Origin of the sequence: Coleofasciculus sp. (assembly GCF_046565525.1) — a bacterium.
Taxonomy (GTDB): Bacteria; Cyanobacteriota; Cyanobacteriia; order Cyanobacteriales; family Coleofasciculaceae; genus Coleofasciculus.
Genome location: NZ_JBKHUP010000015.1, coordinates 45,031 through 59,678 on the forward strand (window position 1 = coordinate 45,031; position 14,648 = coordinate 59,678).

11 protein-coding genes are annotated in these 14,648 nt (G+C 45.9%); 8 read left to right on the top strand and 3 right to left on the bottom strand.

Annotation, left to right across the window (positions count from 1 at the left end; translation table 11 throughout):
• Positions 1–12 precede the first annotated feature (12 nt).
• Positions 13–1,497 carry a hypothetical protein gene (locus tag ACLGGO_RS07730; protein ID WP_446418863.1) on the top strand — a complete coding sequence of 495 codons (1,485 nt, stop codon included), beginning with the start codon at positions 13–15 and terminating at the stop codon, positions 1,495–1,497.
• 94 nt (positions 1,498–1,591) lie between these two features.
• Here ACLGGO_RS07730 and ACLGGO_RS07735 read toward each other — a convergent pair whose 3' ends face one another.
• A complete protein-coding gene (locus ACLGGO_RS07735; protein ID WP_446418864.1) occupies positions 1,592–2,500 on the bottom strand; it encodes an Rpn family recombination-promoting nuclease/putative transposase in 909 nt (302 codons plus the stop codon).
• Between the two features lie 195 nt (positions 2,501–2,695).
• The gene (locus tag ACLGGO_RS07740) at positions 2,696–4,081 is read right to left on the bottom strand and encodes a DUF1517 domain-containing protein (RefSeq protein ID WP_446418865.1); all 1,386 of its coding nucleotides are present in this window, start codon (positions 4,079–4,081) and stop codon (positions 2,696–2,698) included.
• A 295-nt stretch (positions 4,082–4,376) separates the two neighbouring features.
• On the opposite strand from ACLGGO_RS07740, the gene ACLGGO_RS07745 reads away from it, so the two are divergent.
• The 7 genes from ACLGGO_RS07745 to ACLGGO_RS07775 all read left to right on the top strand — a co-directional run bounded on the left by ACLGGO_RS07745 (position 4,377) and on the right by ACLGGO_RS07775 (position 13,314).
• Positions 4,377–5,546: a DegT/DnrJ/EryC1/StrS family aminotransferase gene (locus ACLGGO_RS07745; RefSeq protein WP_446418866.1), complete on the top strand. Its 1,170-nt coding sequence runs from the start codon at positions 4,377–4,379 to the stop codon at positions 5,544–5,546.
• A gap of 4 nt (positions 5,547–5,550) precedes the next feature.
• Positions 5,551–6,450, top strand: coding sequence for a cyanoexosortase B (gene crtB / locus ACLGGO_RS07750; RefSeq protein ID WP_446418867.1), 900 nt, complete (start codon positions 5,551–5,553; stop codon positions 6,448–6,450).
• Positions 6,451–6,664: 214 nt separating this feature from the next.
• Positions 6,665–7,378 (top strand): cyanoexosortase B system-associated protein, encoded by a 714-nt coding sequence (locus ACLGGO_RS07755; RefSeq protein ID WP_446418868.1) that lies wholly within the window; start codon positions 6,665–6,667, stop codon positions 7,376–7,378.
• Between the two features lie 248 nt (positions 7,379–7,626).
• Complete coding sequence (locus ACLGGO_RS07760) at positions 7,627–8,841, top strand: polysaccharide biosynthesis/export family protein (RefSeq protein WP_446418869.1); 1,215 nt, start codon at positions 7,627–7,629, stop codon at positions 8,839–8,841.
• Between the two features lie 34 nt (positions 8,842–8,875).
• Positions 8,876–9,031: a hypothetical protein gene (locus tag ACLGGO_RS07765; RefSeq protein ID WP_446418870.1), complete on the top strand. Its 156-nt coding sequence runs from the start codon at positions 8,876–8,878 to the stop codon at positions 9,029–9,031.
• A 443-nt stretch (positions 9,032–9,474) separates the two neighbouring features.
• Positions 9,475–11,694: a GumC family protein gene (locus ACLGGO_RS07770; RefSeq protein ID WP_446418871.1), complete on the top strand. Its 2,220-nt coding sequence runs from the start codon at positions 9,475–9,477 to the stop codon at positions 11,692–11,694.
• Positions 11,695–12,117: 423 nt separating this feature from the next.
• Positions 12,118–13,314 carry an AbrB family transcriptional regulator gene (locus tag ACLGGO_RS07775; RefSeq protein ID WP_446418872.1) on the top strand — a complete coding sequence of 399 codons (1,197 nt, stop codon included), beginning with the start codon at positions 12,118–12,120 and terminating at the stop codon, positions 13,312–13,314.
• Positions 13,315–13,321: 7 nt separating this feature from the next.
• Here ACLGGO_RS07775 and lysS read toward each other — a convergent pair whose 3' ends face one another.
• Positions 13,322–14,482 carry a homocitrate synthase gene (lysS, locus tag ACLGGO_RS07780; protein WP_446418873.1) on the bottom strand — a complete coding sequence of 387 codons (1,161 nt, stop codon included), beginning with the start codon at positions 14,480–14,482 and terminating at the stop codon, positions 13,322–13,324.
• Positions 14,483–14,648: the final 166 nt, after the last annotated feature.

Genomic DNA, 14,648 nt, shown 5'->3' on the forward strand with positions numbered 1-14,648 from the left:
ACTGATCGCCTTATGGCTAACTTCTACTGTAAACGTCCCTATACTGTCCTCGCTGCATTATTGATGGGGGTAACTGGCTGTTCCTTCAATTCACCCCCTGATACGGTTGCAGATCAGGATTTATCTTCTCAGACTGAATCCATTCTAGCGGTGGAAAATCCCCCATCCTGTCAGTCCCAAGTTGATCCCTTTACCAAAGCAATTGACAAAGCGACGGGGGCGGCGAATCTGGCTCAATCTGCCCAATCCCCCCAAGATTGGGATTTGGTTGTCTTAGGCTGGATTCAAGCAATTGAGGCGATGCAATCGGTGTCACCGGATAGTCCGAAACGGGCGTTTGCTCAGAAAAAGGTGGCAGAATATCTGAGAAACTTGGATGTTGCCCAACAAAAAGCGACGACAAAAACCTCTCCTCTACCCTTTGCCAGCTTTGATAACCCCATCTTTGAAGAACAACTCCTGCTGTATCTGTCTTATGTCGCCGCCGTAGGTCCTCCAGATGTCCTGATTGTGGGCAGTTCACGAGCATTAGTTGGTGTTGATCCGCAACAACTGCAACAAGTTCTGGCGCGTTACGGTAAAGGGGGTTTAAAAATTTTCAACTTTGGCGTGAATGGGGCGACGGCTCAAGTGGTTGATTTTCAACTGCGACAACTCTTAACGCCAGAACAACTCCCGCGCCTGGTTATTTGGGCAGATGGCGTGCGGGCGTTTAATAGTGGGCGAACAGATAAAACCTACAATAGTTTGGCAACATCGGCTGGATATCAACAGTTAATGGCAGGAAATCGCCCCAAACTACCAGAATCGACGACCAAAACTCCAGATACTTGTGAAGAAATTCCTGCTTCAATTACCCAGAGTCCCGATTCGGATAAATCCACACAACCGGGAAATACTATACCTGCTAATGACACGGCGGAACGCTGGCGGTTAACCCGAGTTTCCTTTGAGACGAGTAGCAATCCCGTCCCCACCCCAGAGACTCGGTTACTCTTAACTCAGTTAGGGGGAAGCCAACCGCAACGACTAGCACTGGCACGTAATACTACAGGATACAGTGCGATCGCGATGGATGCCAATGGCTTTTTGCCGATGGATAGTAAATTTGACCCGAAAACTTACTATCAGCAAAATCCCCGTGTGGCGGGACGCTATGATGCGGATTATCAACCCTTTAGCTTTGCCGGTCCCCAGGCGGTGGCGTTGAATTCGATTCAGGCATTTTTAGCACAGCAGCAGATTCCTTTGGTAATTGTTAATTTGCCTTTGAGTGAAGATTATTTGGATGGGGTGCGTTTAACGAGGGAACGGCAGTTTCGACAGCGAATGCAGCAGAAGGCGGCTCAGAATGAGTTTGTTTTTGTTGATTTAGCAGAGCAATGGAAAAATCAAAATCAGTATTTTGCTGATCCGAGTCATCTCAATCGCTATGGTGCGGCGGCTGTGGCGAGTTTCTTGGCGGATAAGTCTGAGATTCCTTGGTCTCAACGTTGAGAGGAGATGAGGGTAGGAAAAGGTCAGCGAAAACACGTAACGTTCAATTAGGTTTGCTAGAGCCAAAAATTGGGACAACTATCAGTCTCCCAACTTATTCCGCCGATGTATCTTGTTCTAACCAAATCGACAAATCCTCCAGACTATTAAAGCTTAAAATTGTCTGAACTAAGCGTTCTAAATCTTTCCCAGACAAGCCTTCGATTTTGCGGCTAATGTTTTTAGGAATTTCGCCAAAACGCTGCTGGAGTAAAGTTATTAATACTCCTAGCTTTCCCTGTAGAATTCCTTCATCTTTAGCTTGAATGATTCGCCCTGTTTCATCTTGTAACATTATGGCTCGCCGCTCCAATTCCTCCAATTCTTCTACGGTGAGATTTGCTTGATTCGCGATATTTAACGCTTTCTCTATTGCAGATACTTCCGCTAAGGGGGCTGGAATGCTTTCCCAGGTTGCTGCTTCTTTAATAAAATAAATCCACTTGTCCGTCAAACTGTTTAACTCAGACAAGGTTTTATTGAATTTCGGTAATTCTAGGAAAATGAGTTGTAATTCTACGGCTTTATACCTAAATGACTCTTCCTCTTCTTTGAAAATAAACTTTGTCACAACTTTAGGGGTTTCTTGAAACATGATAAAATCAGCAATATTTATAGCAATTACTGGATTTAACAGCCAGTAACCTTCGCCAACGCCTAACTGATTTGCGTAAGTCTTAGCGAGGTTGTACGTGACCCGTTTATCAAAAGCTTTTGTGCTGGATACTTGCATTTCAATAATAACAGTCGAGCCGTCATACAAAATGGCTCTCACGTCCAAATAGCTCTCCTTTAACTCTCGAACTTTACCAGGATTGTATGGATTGAGAATGGTTAAAGAACGAATAACGTTTTTGTTACTATAAATAATGGCATTGAGAAAGCTAATCAGTATTTCTTGGCTTTGGTCAGAACCAAATATTTTTTTAAATGCATAATCTAGTTTAGGACTGATAAATTTCATGTTTTTTTCTCATCGATAAGGAGCCCCTGCGTTAGTAGAGACGTTGCATGCAACGTCTCTACATTTCCTCTTGATATGATGTCCAGCAAATCACCCATAATAAAAATGTACGGGCTTGGTTACCAAGCCCCTACTCCCCATCACCGTAATTATGGGTATTCAACCGGACATGATATGAGGAGGCATTTTTGTTAATTAAATGATTTGAATCATATCTGTATATTCCGTCAACAATTCATCATAAGTTAGACTATCATCTTGACTTTGAGGACTCCACAGCAGTTCCACGGTCATTAAATACTCAGGACGTACTGACGCCACTTTTTTTAATGCCTGATTCAGGGTTTCGGCTGAACGAATGTCGCTAAACAACGGGTGATCATCTGCTGTTCCAACTAGCAGCGTCACGACAATATAAGCCGATGGATCTTCTTGAGCATCGGGCATTACCGGAACTCTTTGCCGCACTCTTCCGCCAACATTGCTGAGGGTTTCGGCATTAAATTTGCTGCGTTCTTCTACCGAAAGTTTTGTAAATAGGGTTTTGGCTTCCTCGATATTAACGCTTTGTGAACTGCTTAATACATGACTCCAGGTATCTGAATGACGCAGCAAGATTAACGCCGATTCTTGTAGCAGTTCGAGTAAGCCTTCGGGAGTCGTTGTATCGACAGTTAAGGCGAGTTCCGATAACTCTGATTGCAAGTTGGGGGTGTGAGCAAATAAAGCGACCTGTAATTTACTCACTGTAACAATATCATTTTCTAGTTCATTGGTGGCGGCTTTTCGGCGTTTGAGGAGAGACAAAATTAACCTGATTAGTAGATAAACCACCAGGAAAATACCGACCCCAAAAAATAGTAAAATGATCAAGACGGGTAAAGAGTTGGCTGATTTCGTTGAGTTCACCGCTTGAGTTGGATTCGTTGCTGGCGCGGTAGCTGGCGGTGGAGTTGTACTAGTAGTTGATCCCGGATTGGTCAGGCTTTGATTGGGTTGTGCGGGGGGTGCTGAATTGGGAAGGGTTTGATTGGGTTGTGGAGGCGGTGCTGAATAGGTTGTCCCTGGATAGGATGTTGGCGGATAATTCTGGAAATCGTCATCGTCATTTTCAATTTCAATTTCGAGTTCCACCGAACTATGTCCACCTTGTCTATAAGTCGGGTGAGGGATGCGACTGGGATGGGTTGATGAGGGACTCGGTTGATTCGGTTTGGTTTGAGTCGGAGTTGGAGATGTGGGTTTCTCTAATGTCCCGCCACTAGCTCGTCCCCCGGTTGTTCCTCTATTGGTAGGATTAGATTGAGATGGAGATGTTCTCGACGATGATGGAGGGGAGGATGAACGGCTAGGGGAAGATGAACGGCTGCTACTGCTGGAACCCGAACGTGAGGATGAACCGCGACTAAAGGAACCACCACCGCTGCGTCCCCCACTGCTTCTAGCGTAGGCGTCGTGACGTATATCAAGTGATGCGCTGATGCGATCGCGCGATACCTCTAGGTCTACACTGTTAATTAGGCTCAAACAAAGAGCAGTGGCAAATAAGGTCTTAAAGTTCATACGTGGTAGCCGATTCATGAGATTCTCCCGATGCTACTCTCCTAGCTACAATTGTAGCTTTTTGAGAAAAATCATTCAGGGTTTAATCACAATCCTAGGTTCAACAAGAGCGGGTTTAGTTAAGTTATGGGTTGATGTCAAAATCTTATCGGTAAAACCCGCCCCGACAACGTTGCTCCCAAACGCAGGTTAACCGGAAACTTTACCAAAACTTGATAGTTCTGGGCTAGGCATTAGCGCCTTATCGGGCATAAATTAAATAAGGGATAAACTAACCTAACTCAGCAAACTCCTATTCTTTCGTAGTATATTCATGAATCCCCCACCCCCAGAAACCATTCCCTTTGTTGATCTGACGCTGCAACACCAGCCGATTCAAGCGGACATTGAACAAGCGATTCAGACAGTTATCCAGCGCGGCGATTTCGTTTTAGGTCAAGCCTTAGCCGAGTTGGAAGTGGCATTTGCGGCAGCGTCTGGTGTAGACTATGGTGTCGGTGTCGCTTCAGGTACGGATGCGATCGCGCTAGGATTACAGGCAAGTGGTATTGGTGTCGGTGACGAAGTTATTGTTCCTGCCAATACCTTCATCGCCACTCTCATTGGTGTACTTCAGGCAAAGGCGACACCCGTCTTAGTTGATTGTGACCCAAACACCGCCCTGATTGACCTGAATGCGGCGCAAAAGGCAATTACCCCCAAAACCAAGGCGATTATACCGGTTCACCTCTATGGTCAGATGGTATCGCCTCAGCAGTCACTCGACTTTACCAATACCCACAACCTGTTACTATTTGAAGACGCCGCCCAAGCCCATTTAGCCCAACGGGACGGATATCGGGCGGGTTCGGTAGGTAAAGCCGCCGGCTTTAGCTTTTATCCGAGTAAGAATTTAGGCTGCTTTGGCGATGGCGGAATCATATTGACGAGTGATCCCGATATCTATCAGACCTTGCGATCGCTGCGGAATTATGGCGCACCCCGTAAATATTATCACTCACAACTGGGCAAAAACAGTCGCTTAGATTCCATCCAAGCGGCGGTTCTCAACGCCAAGTTACCCCATTTGTCCCAATGGAACCAATCTCGCAACGCCGCCGCCCAGTACTATGACAAATTATTATCCCCCTTAGCCGACAAAGGGATTCTCCCCATCCAAAACCAAAGCGGTACAGGTCATGTATATCATCTGTACGTGATTCGGATTACCGCCGCCTGTTCCCTGAATCGCCAAATCGTGCAAGATAAACTCAATGCAGCTGGGATTCAAACGGGTATCCACTACCCCCTCCCTTGCCATCTGCAACCCGCTTATCACTATTTGGGCTATCAAGAGGGTGATTTCCCCCATGCTGAGACCCTGTGCCAGGAAATTTTATCATTGCCTATGTATCCTGGAATAAGTAACGCTCAAATTGAGCGAGTGGTTGATTGCCTAAATAGCTTGTTTGAACCGCATCCGGCGGCTGTAATTTCGGGGTAAGCTCATGGAACTTGGACGAAAGATTCCCATTGCTATTGACCGTCACCTGTGGGATGGTGCGATCGCGGCGTTATTGATTATCCTCTATGCGCCCCTATTAATCCACTGGTACGATGGCTGGCTGAATAAAAGTATTAGTATTGAGCATGAATACTTTAGCCACGGTTTAATCGGACTGCCTTTTGCTGCCTACATCGCCTGGACTCACCGCCATGAGTGGCAAACGATACCGGATAAATCGAATTATGTCGGGTTAGGATTACTCGCCGTCGGTGGTGTCTTTTATCTGTCGGGTCAATCGGAACTGGTTAATATTTCCTTTCCCACGGTTTTAGCGGGACTTTGTTTATGGTTTAAAGGCATTCCTGGTTTACGCTTACAAAGTTTTCCCCTACTCTTGGTAATTCTAGCAACACCAACTGCATTTCCTTACCTAATCGAACCCTACGCCTTACCCCTACAGAGCTTTATTGCTGGAGTTGCGGGCTTTATTTTGATTCAATTTGGCATTGATGTTAATGTCGTTGGCATTAACTTATTTGTCGGCGGACGAATTGTCGAAGTCGCCCCCCACTGTGCCGGCTTAAAGATGCTGTTTACCAGTTTATATGTAAGTTTAATGCTGCTGTACTGGAGTGGGGCGTGGGCATCGCGACAGAAGACCACATTGTTACTCATTGGTGCGGTGTTGGTTAGCGTGATTGGTAATATTATCCGCAATACTCTACTCACATTCTTCCATGGCACCGGCATGGATGGAGCATTCCATTGGCTGCATGAAAGTTGGGGTGGGGATCTGTATTCGGCGGGAATGTTAGGAATGTTAGTGGTTTTACTTAAACTTATTGAAGGTTATGTTGATACCGAACCCCAAACCCATCATTCCGTATCTGAGGGAGATTGAATTTGAAATGTTAAAAACTCTTGCACTCAAAATTCAAAACTCGGTCAGGGCGGGTTTAGTTGCATTTAGGTGGGACAAGAAACGATAATAGTGAAACCCGCCCCTACACATCGGTCAGGGCGGGTTTAGTTGCATTTAGGTGGGACAAGAAACGATAATAGTGAAACCCGCCCCTACTTTCCTCAAAACTCTTGCGCCCATGAAGGCAAATCTGATGAAATCCTCAAGACTGCGCCAGGTGATTAAACGCCTGGGATTCAACCGCGCGATCGTGTTACTGTTATTGTTAGTCATTGTCGCGATCGGTGCAGTACCGAGTTATTTGACAGGCAACTGGTCGTGGATTGAGCCACCGAGATTTGCCAATTTCAGTAGCATCAAAGTGCTGCAAATTGAGGGGCTAGAAATTCCGGGCTGGGAAACCCTAGAGCAAAAAACTGTAACCTTAGGGGGGCATAAATGGTCTTATCAGGAAATTAAGGGAGACTTAGATAAACCTGTATTACTACTATTACGTCCTCCCAATGGTCCGATTGATCAACCTCAGGTTGAATGGGTGGATATTAATGGTGTCTTTCAATGGAAGACAGATTCCCATCAACGCTTAAACTTTACCGTTGAAACGAAATCCCAGCAGGCGCAAGTTAATGCCCGTCTCTTTCGCGCTTGGACTCAAAAGCAAACCTTCGCCGTTGTTCAGTGGTACGCTTGGGCGACAGGGGGTCATCCAGCTACCCGTCAATGGTTTTGGGTTGACCAAATTGCCCAGTTAAAGCGTCAGCGAGTACCATGGGTAGCGGTTTCTATCCAGATTCCGATGGAACCGTTAGGGGATTTGGCAGAGGTCAAACCGATAGCTGAATCTCTCAGTCAAACTGTGCAAAAGGCATTGATAACAGAAGCCTTGGCGGGAGAAGATAAGTCTTGACCTTTCACGACATTCGAGGGAACCGGGTTTTGGGTAGGGGCGGGTTTTACTATTATCATTTAGGAAAGCACCTAGATGTAACTAAACCCGCCCTGACCAAGGTTTAACCCAACTTGTATTATTCGGTCAATAGCCCAATAAAGATAGGCGAAAAAAAGAAGCTGTTCCTCAAAGGAGGCAGAGCCTCAGGAGGAGCATTCCCAGGCAGAGCCTGGGAACGAGACTATGAGTCACTGGAGAGAATAATTTTGACTAAAGTTAATTATACTATCGGCACATTAATAGCAATTGGCTGGTTAGGACAAATTAATTCAATCGCTTGGGCAACGTCTTTGAGAATAACAGAAACCTCAGTGCCAACGACTCAAAGAGAACAGGCTCAAATTCCCACATTGCCACCTCCACCAGAAATCAATAGTCCGACAGAGGGAGTAAATATTAATGTTCCTAATCCCTTTGCCCCACCGCCACCCCTGGGTTACCCAGAAGAATCGCCTCAAAGAGTACCTACTACTCAATTTAATGAATATGTTCTCGGTATTGGTGATTCCATCGCGGTTACGGTAGAACGCTTTCCTGACCTAAATTTTTCCGGCACGATTGATTTACAAGGGAATATATTAGTTCCCTTAGTCGGTAAAATTAACGTTCTCGGACTTACTCCCGACCAAGTCCAAAATAAACTAGCCGCCGCATTCAGTGAATTTGTAGTTGACCCAAATGTTACCGTGGTTCTAGCCGGATTGCGTCCCGCCACGGTGACGATTGCGGGTGAAGTAACTCGACCCGGTTATTACTCCCTAGCGCCCGGTTCCCAGCTTACTTCGGCTCTGCAAGCGGCTGGCGGGACAACGAATCTAGCTGACTTGCGTACTATCATCCTGCGTCGGCGTTCTCCTGTGAATAATTCGATTATTGAACAACAGATTGACTTATTTACGCCTCTGCAAAATGCTACATCCTTACCGGATGTGCGTCTGCGGGATGGGGATTCTGTCGTCGTATTGGAATTAGAAACTGGTACAATTAGCGATTATGACCGCTCTCTCGCCTCTCGCTCGACTCTAGCGACACCACAAATTACGTTGCGAGTCTTGAGTTATCCCAATGGTCGAATTGGCAACCTGAATTTGCCCAATGGGAGTAATTTTATTGATGCGTTGACCTCATTGGCGCCGAGTTTGGAGGATGCGAACTTAAGTGAAATTGCCTTAATGCGTTTTGATCCAGAACAGGGGAAGGTAGTAACACAGCGCATTAATGGGAGAGCTGTTCTCATGGGTGATTTGGCGCAAAATGTCCCCTTGCAGAATGAAGATGTTATTGTTGTCGGTCGTAGCCTTATCGCCAAGGTTACCTATGCTTTACGTTTAGTGACTCGACCCTTTAGCGATTTTCTCGGATTTCGTAACTTTTTTGAGAATGTAGGGGATGTTTTTGGCTCAGGGGATAATAATAATTAGGGCTTGCTGAATAAAGGGGTTGTAGAGACGTTGCATGCAACGTCTGGGAGCTGGGGGAGCGTCCTTCGTCAACCTCTATGAGGCGCAACTGGGTATGACGTGCTGTGCGATCGCATCCTTTCCCCTATCATTAGGACTCCTCCGTTGTGGGAAACCCCGTGTCTTCAGACCGGGGAGGAACACTCGGTAGCGGTTTCAACCGCCTACCCCTTTTTGGGGCGGAGGGGTATGGTTGCCCCTCCAATGAGGTATGGTTGCCTCAGTCTCCCGTTTCCGGGGTAAAGTTAGCTTCGCCAATGTTATCGGTCGGTAACTATCCAAAAAGCACTGTTTCAGTGACCTTAAAACTGTTTAACTTTTCGGTTCTAGAGCAGTAGACTAGCGGGAGCATCTACTGGTAGGCCTTGAACACTTGCCGATAACGTAGTCAGTGAAGACTTAGGCTGGTAAGCACAGCTTCAACTTATTTGGCTTTTGCTCCGTGTCTTTAGACCGGGGTTGCTTACCCTACAGAGGTGCTGAGCTACAATACAAGCACAGACCCTTTGATATAAGTTGCCTCAATTTAGTATAGCCCCATTCATTCACCCTCTCCTAGACTCCGCCTGCACGACTCGTTAGTGTGAAATTACTATGACTATCCCCTTAATTAAACGCTATTTAATCGCCCTTGATCGCTATAAATTTATTGGCATAGGTATTTTTGCTCTAATTACTGGCGGATCATGCATTGTGGCAATTATGCCCTCTCCCCCCAGTGCTGTGTCTTATGAGGGTTGGGCAGCTTTGTCAGTAACGACTCCTCCGAAAGTCTTTTCGGAAACCGGAGGGGAAATTCAGCAGCAGGGAGTGCAACAGCTTACGGAGCCAAATCTTTTAGCGGAAAACGTGATTAAAGCTACAGCAATAGCTGTGGGTGCTACTCCCAAAGAAATTCAAGAGAATAGCAAGGTGGAGTTAGAGGGAGTCGGCAAGGAATCCCCTGTTCCGTCACATGTATTGGTATTCTACAAAGATGACGATCCGGAGCAAGCTGGTAAAACTGTAGAAGTGCTGATGCAGAAAATGATCGAGCAAAGTCGTTTAATTAATAGCGGGCGACTGCAAGCGATTATTGAGTCCATTGAAAAACGCTCAGCCGAGGCGGAAAACGAATTAAAACAAGCACAAGAAGAACTAGAAACCTTTAACCGGATTGAGGGCGCCGCCTTAGCCTTAGCTGAAGATAACAGCTTGCTGGCACAAATTAGTGCCAACAAACAACAGCAACGCCAACTGCAACAGACTCTAGAAGGAATTGAGAGTCAGATGGCTAGTTTGCAAAGTCGGTTAGGTTTGACGGCTGACCAAGCTTATACCAACTCAGCGCTCAGCGCTGACCCCACCATCGCTGGCTTACGAGGACAACTGCAACAAATTGAAACCCAGATAAAACTGCTCACAAGTCAAGGGTATAGAGACCAACATCCCAATGTCCAAGAGTTACAGCGACAGCAACGGACTTATGAAGCAATGCTGGGACAGCGAGCGGCTGAGATCGTTCAAGGAAACGGCTTGGGTGAAGCTTTAACCTCCCCGCAAATCCGAGCGGATAGCAGCCTTGACCCAGCTCGGAAACAATTAGCCGATACATTGGTATCATTATCGACTCAACGCGATACGCTGCAAGACCAACTGGAAACCACAGATAGAATTGGACAGGAACTGCTCAAAGACTATCAACAGATTCCCACCAAACAACTTGAGCAGGTGCGTTTGACGCAGCAATTTCAGCTCAAACAAGACTTCTACAATAGATTACAGGCATCACTCATTGATGCCAAAGCCGCCGACGCAGAAACCGTGAGCTATCTAACCCTTGATCAGGGTCCTGGCGTTCAGCAGAAAGGCGGGAAAGAATCAACCAATCCGATTGTTATCCTCGCTGGGGGAACTTTTGTCGGCTTAATTGCGGCTAGCGGTGTGATTCTGATCCTGGCTATCTTGGATAGCAAACTCTATGCGGCGAAAGAAATCCAGCAACTGCTGGCACAACATGATGTCCCTGTCTTGGCAGAATTGCCTGTGGTGATGAGCATCGACCCCGATTTGGGACAAACGGGTATTTTACTCAAGTCAAGTTCACCTTATTTAGAGGTGTACGAACGGTTCCGGAGTAAGCTCTGTAGTGGGGAGAATAAATCCCTGAAAGTGGTATTAATCGCCAGCACGGTTAACGGAGAAGGAAAAACCACCACAGCCTATAATTTAGCGATCGCGTCAGCTCATGCGGGTAAGCGTACCCTTTTAGTTGAAGCCGATTTGCGCTCATCCTCCCAAGCTCATTTCCACCAAGTCACCCCTGAACCGGAAGCGAAGACCCAACCCTTACCTTACTACGGGTCTAAGAGTGCTTGCATTCAGTTAGTCCCAAATATTGAGAATCTCTATATCGTACCCAGTCCAGGACCCCAAAAACAAGCCGCCGCGATCCTAGAATCACGGGAATTTCAAAGGCTAATCACCGATGCTCGCGGTCGCTTCGACTTTGTAGTTATTGATAGTCCGGCACTCTCCCTGTCCAATGATACCCTGTTACTCGAACCCCTAGCCGATGGGATGGTACTCGTCACCCGACCTGGTTATAGCGAGAAATCAATCTTGAATATGGCAGCTCAAGAATTAACCGAAGCTGAGCCATCACCCCTATTGGGCGCAATTATCAACAGTGCAGATACATCGATTCCAGTCAGCGCTACCGAGGTTGAGGAGGATATTGAACTGGAGTATGAAGACGAAGACGAAGATGCCTTTGAAGATGAGGAATTGGAAGAACAAGAGGAGCCAATTCCGACAGGTGCGACAAGGTCTTAATTGTCCTTTGTCACCTTGGTAGGGGCGCAAAGCTTTGCGCCCGATTTAATGGTAAAGTCGAGTCCACAATTTTAGCTGTGTTACTCCAGTGGGCAGAACCTTCTCATACTCGCCTTTGGCGTTCCCGAAGGGTAGAGTGACCCAATTGTAAGGTTAACCTGCTGGGTTTCGCGATCGCAAGTGTCCAACCTACTGCCGTGGCACACCTAAAATTGTGGAATAGGTTGTAGGTTGGGAAAACGCAAGGAAACCCAACGAAATCAAGGGCTCGCATCCCTTACTACAAGCCGAATCTAATCTATCAAATTAGGTGTGTCACGCCACTACACTCTACCGTAAATACCCTACCCTCCATACCCTGCACCCTGATTAATAGAGATGATAGAATAGAAATGTTAAGTTTTTTATACTCCATTAATCTTTGTGGTTTTGCAACTCTCCTCATTACCGGAATCCCCATCGATACCCCATCAAAACCGTCTTTCCCATTGGAGAGAGAAACTCGTTGACAATTTGCCTCAGACCAAAAGAATTACACAGCAGATCATCACAGCGATTGGTGTTGGCTTACTCTTTAGCTGGTTGAATGTTCCCGTCAGTTGGCTACTCGGTTCGATGCTGGTGGGAATTGCCTATGCGATTAGCCAAGGATGCCGTCAACCATTACCTTCAAGCTTTAAACTCATCGGACAAGTGGTTGTGGGTTTAGTTACAGCCACTCGCTTTTCTCCAGAAACCATTAGTGTAGCAACAACCTACGCCGTACCCTTGTTACTCTGTGTTTTTCTCACGGGGAGTTTGAGTCTATTTAATGGGTATCTTTTAAGTCGTTGGGCTGGGATTGATCGCACTACAAGTTTACTAGGATTTATACCAGGTGCATCGTCCAGTATCGTTGTCATGAGCGAAGAGATGGGAGCGGATGCACTCGCTGTTGCCCTGCTCCAATATATCCGACTCTTACTCGTTGTTTTAATCATTCCTAGCGCTGCTACTCTATTGGTGCCCGCCACCCCAGATACATCAGTCACCGCTACTGTCGCCACCACCAGTAACGTGACAACTTTACCCATGGCGTGGAACCTTTTAATTCTAGTGGGGTGTGGTATCGTGGGATTCTGGGCAGGAAAGCGATTTCGTCTACCTTCTCCTGGATTTTTCGGTCCCTTTCTGGTGGGGCTAGCGGCGTTTTGGGGATTGCCGGATAAAATGCAAATGCCTCAACCCGTATTCGCTGGCGCACTATTGCTGATTGGATTATCCATTGGCGTACAGTTTGACTGGCAAACCGCCCGTAAACTCTTCAAAGCCGTCTTAATTGAAATCGGGTTAGTTATCGGGTTAATCTTAATGTGTTTGGGTATTGGTTATGGGTTTCATTTGATCACCGATGTGGATATGTCAACGGCTATTTTAGGATTCACACCCGGAGGAATTGAGGCAATGGTTGCTACTGTAATGCAGTTAGGGGGTGACACTGGATTGGTATTAGCCATGCAATTAACTCGGATGTTAGGTATTATTATGATTGCTCCATGGTTAGTGGCATTTTTGGTCAAGCGTGCCAAACCTTCGGATGACCAATCCTATAACATCGAACCTGTTATAACTCCTGAATAATCAATTCTTAAGCCGAATTATGACTAGGTTGAAGTGAGAAAGTAGAGCGCAAGATCTCATCGACAGTCTCTAGAGTGAGTTGTTGTTGATCAGCTAATGCTTTAATTGTCTGAGTAATTGCCTGAATCTGGAATAGATCAAAGTCTAATCCCAGTTGACTGGCGCGATTAGCAATAGCATGACGACCCGTTAGTTTATGATTAATTAAAAAGGAACGGGATAGTCCAAAATCACTGGGATCAATGGCTTCATAAGTTTGGGGATTATTTAACATCGCTTTAGCATGAACCCCCGCCTTATGGTTAAATGCGGCTGAACCGATAATATAATGGTTTGCCGGAATTGCCATACCCACTTTATCGGCGACAAGTTGATGCAGTGCTACAAGTTGGGGTAGGCGATATTTCCACTGCAATTGTTCGGGATTAACGGTATAGAGACGGGCGATGAATCCAGCGAGGGGGGTGATCCCATTCCGTTCCCCAATTCCCAATACTGTAGTATCGATATGAGTTGCACCTGCTTCTAGGGCGGCGTAGCTATTCGCGATCGCACAACCTGTGTCATTATGACCATGGAATTCAATATCGGTACTTGTATGTTGGCGCAGTGTCTGTACTAAATTAAATACTTGATTAGGAGTCGCGACACCCACAGTATCCGCTAAACCAAAACGATTCACCATGCCGAGTTTATCGATAGCACCATAAACCTGGAGTAAATCGCCAAGCAAACTGCGAAATGAATCTTCTGTAGAAAAGCGTATTTCTGTTTCAGGACTTTGATTATGGATAAAGGTAATCACCTCCGTTGCCCGATCAACAATTTGATTTATACTCTTTCCATGACCAAACTGGCGCAGAAAACTGGAGGTACCAAAGAATAAATGAATCCCGTTAATACCTGTCTCTAGAGCTATTTTAGCATCTTCTAAATGACAGCGAATATGGGTCAGCACTTTGGCATGTAAACCCAATTGAGCTAAATGCTGACAATCTTGACGAGATTGAGGTGAAGCACAAGGAGAGGTGACTTCAATATATTCAACTCCAAACTGGTCAAGCGCCCTGGCAATTTCTATTCTATCCTGTGATGAAAAGTTAGCCCCACAAAATTGTTCTCCTTCCCGTAGTGTGGTTTCTATAATTGAAAAGTGACTAAGTGACATCGATGTCATCCCTTTGTTGATGGCAACTGCATCACCTATACTATCGGAGGTTTCTGTGCCGAATTGCCTCTTAAACTACTGATTTTATAATTTTTAAATCTTTATTATCCAGCAAAATTTTATCTAGATTTAACAATTAATCGAGTATAAGTCACTAAAATATGCT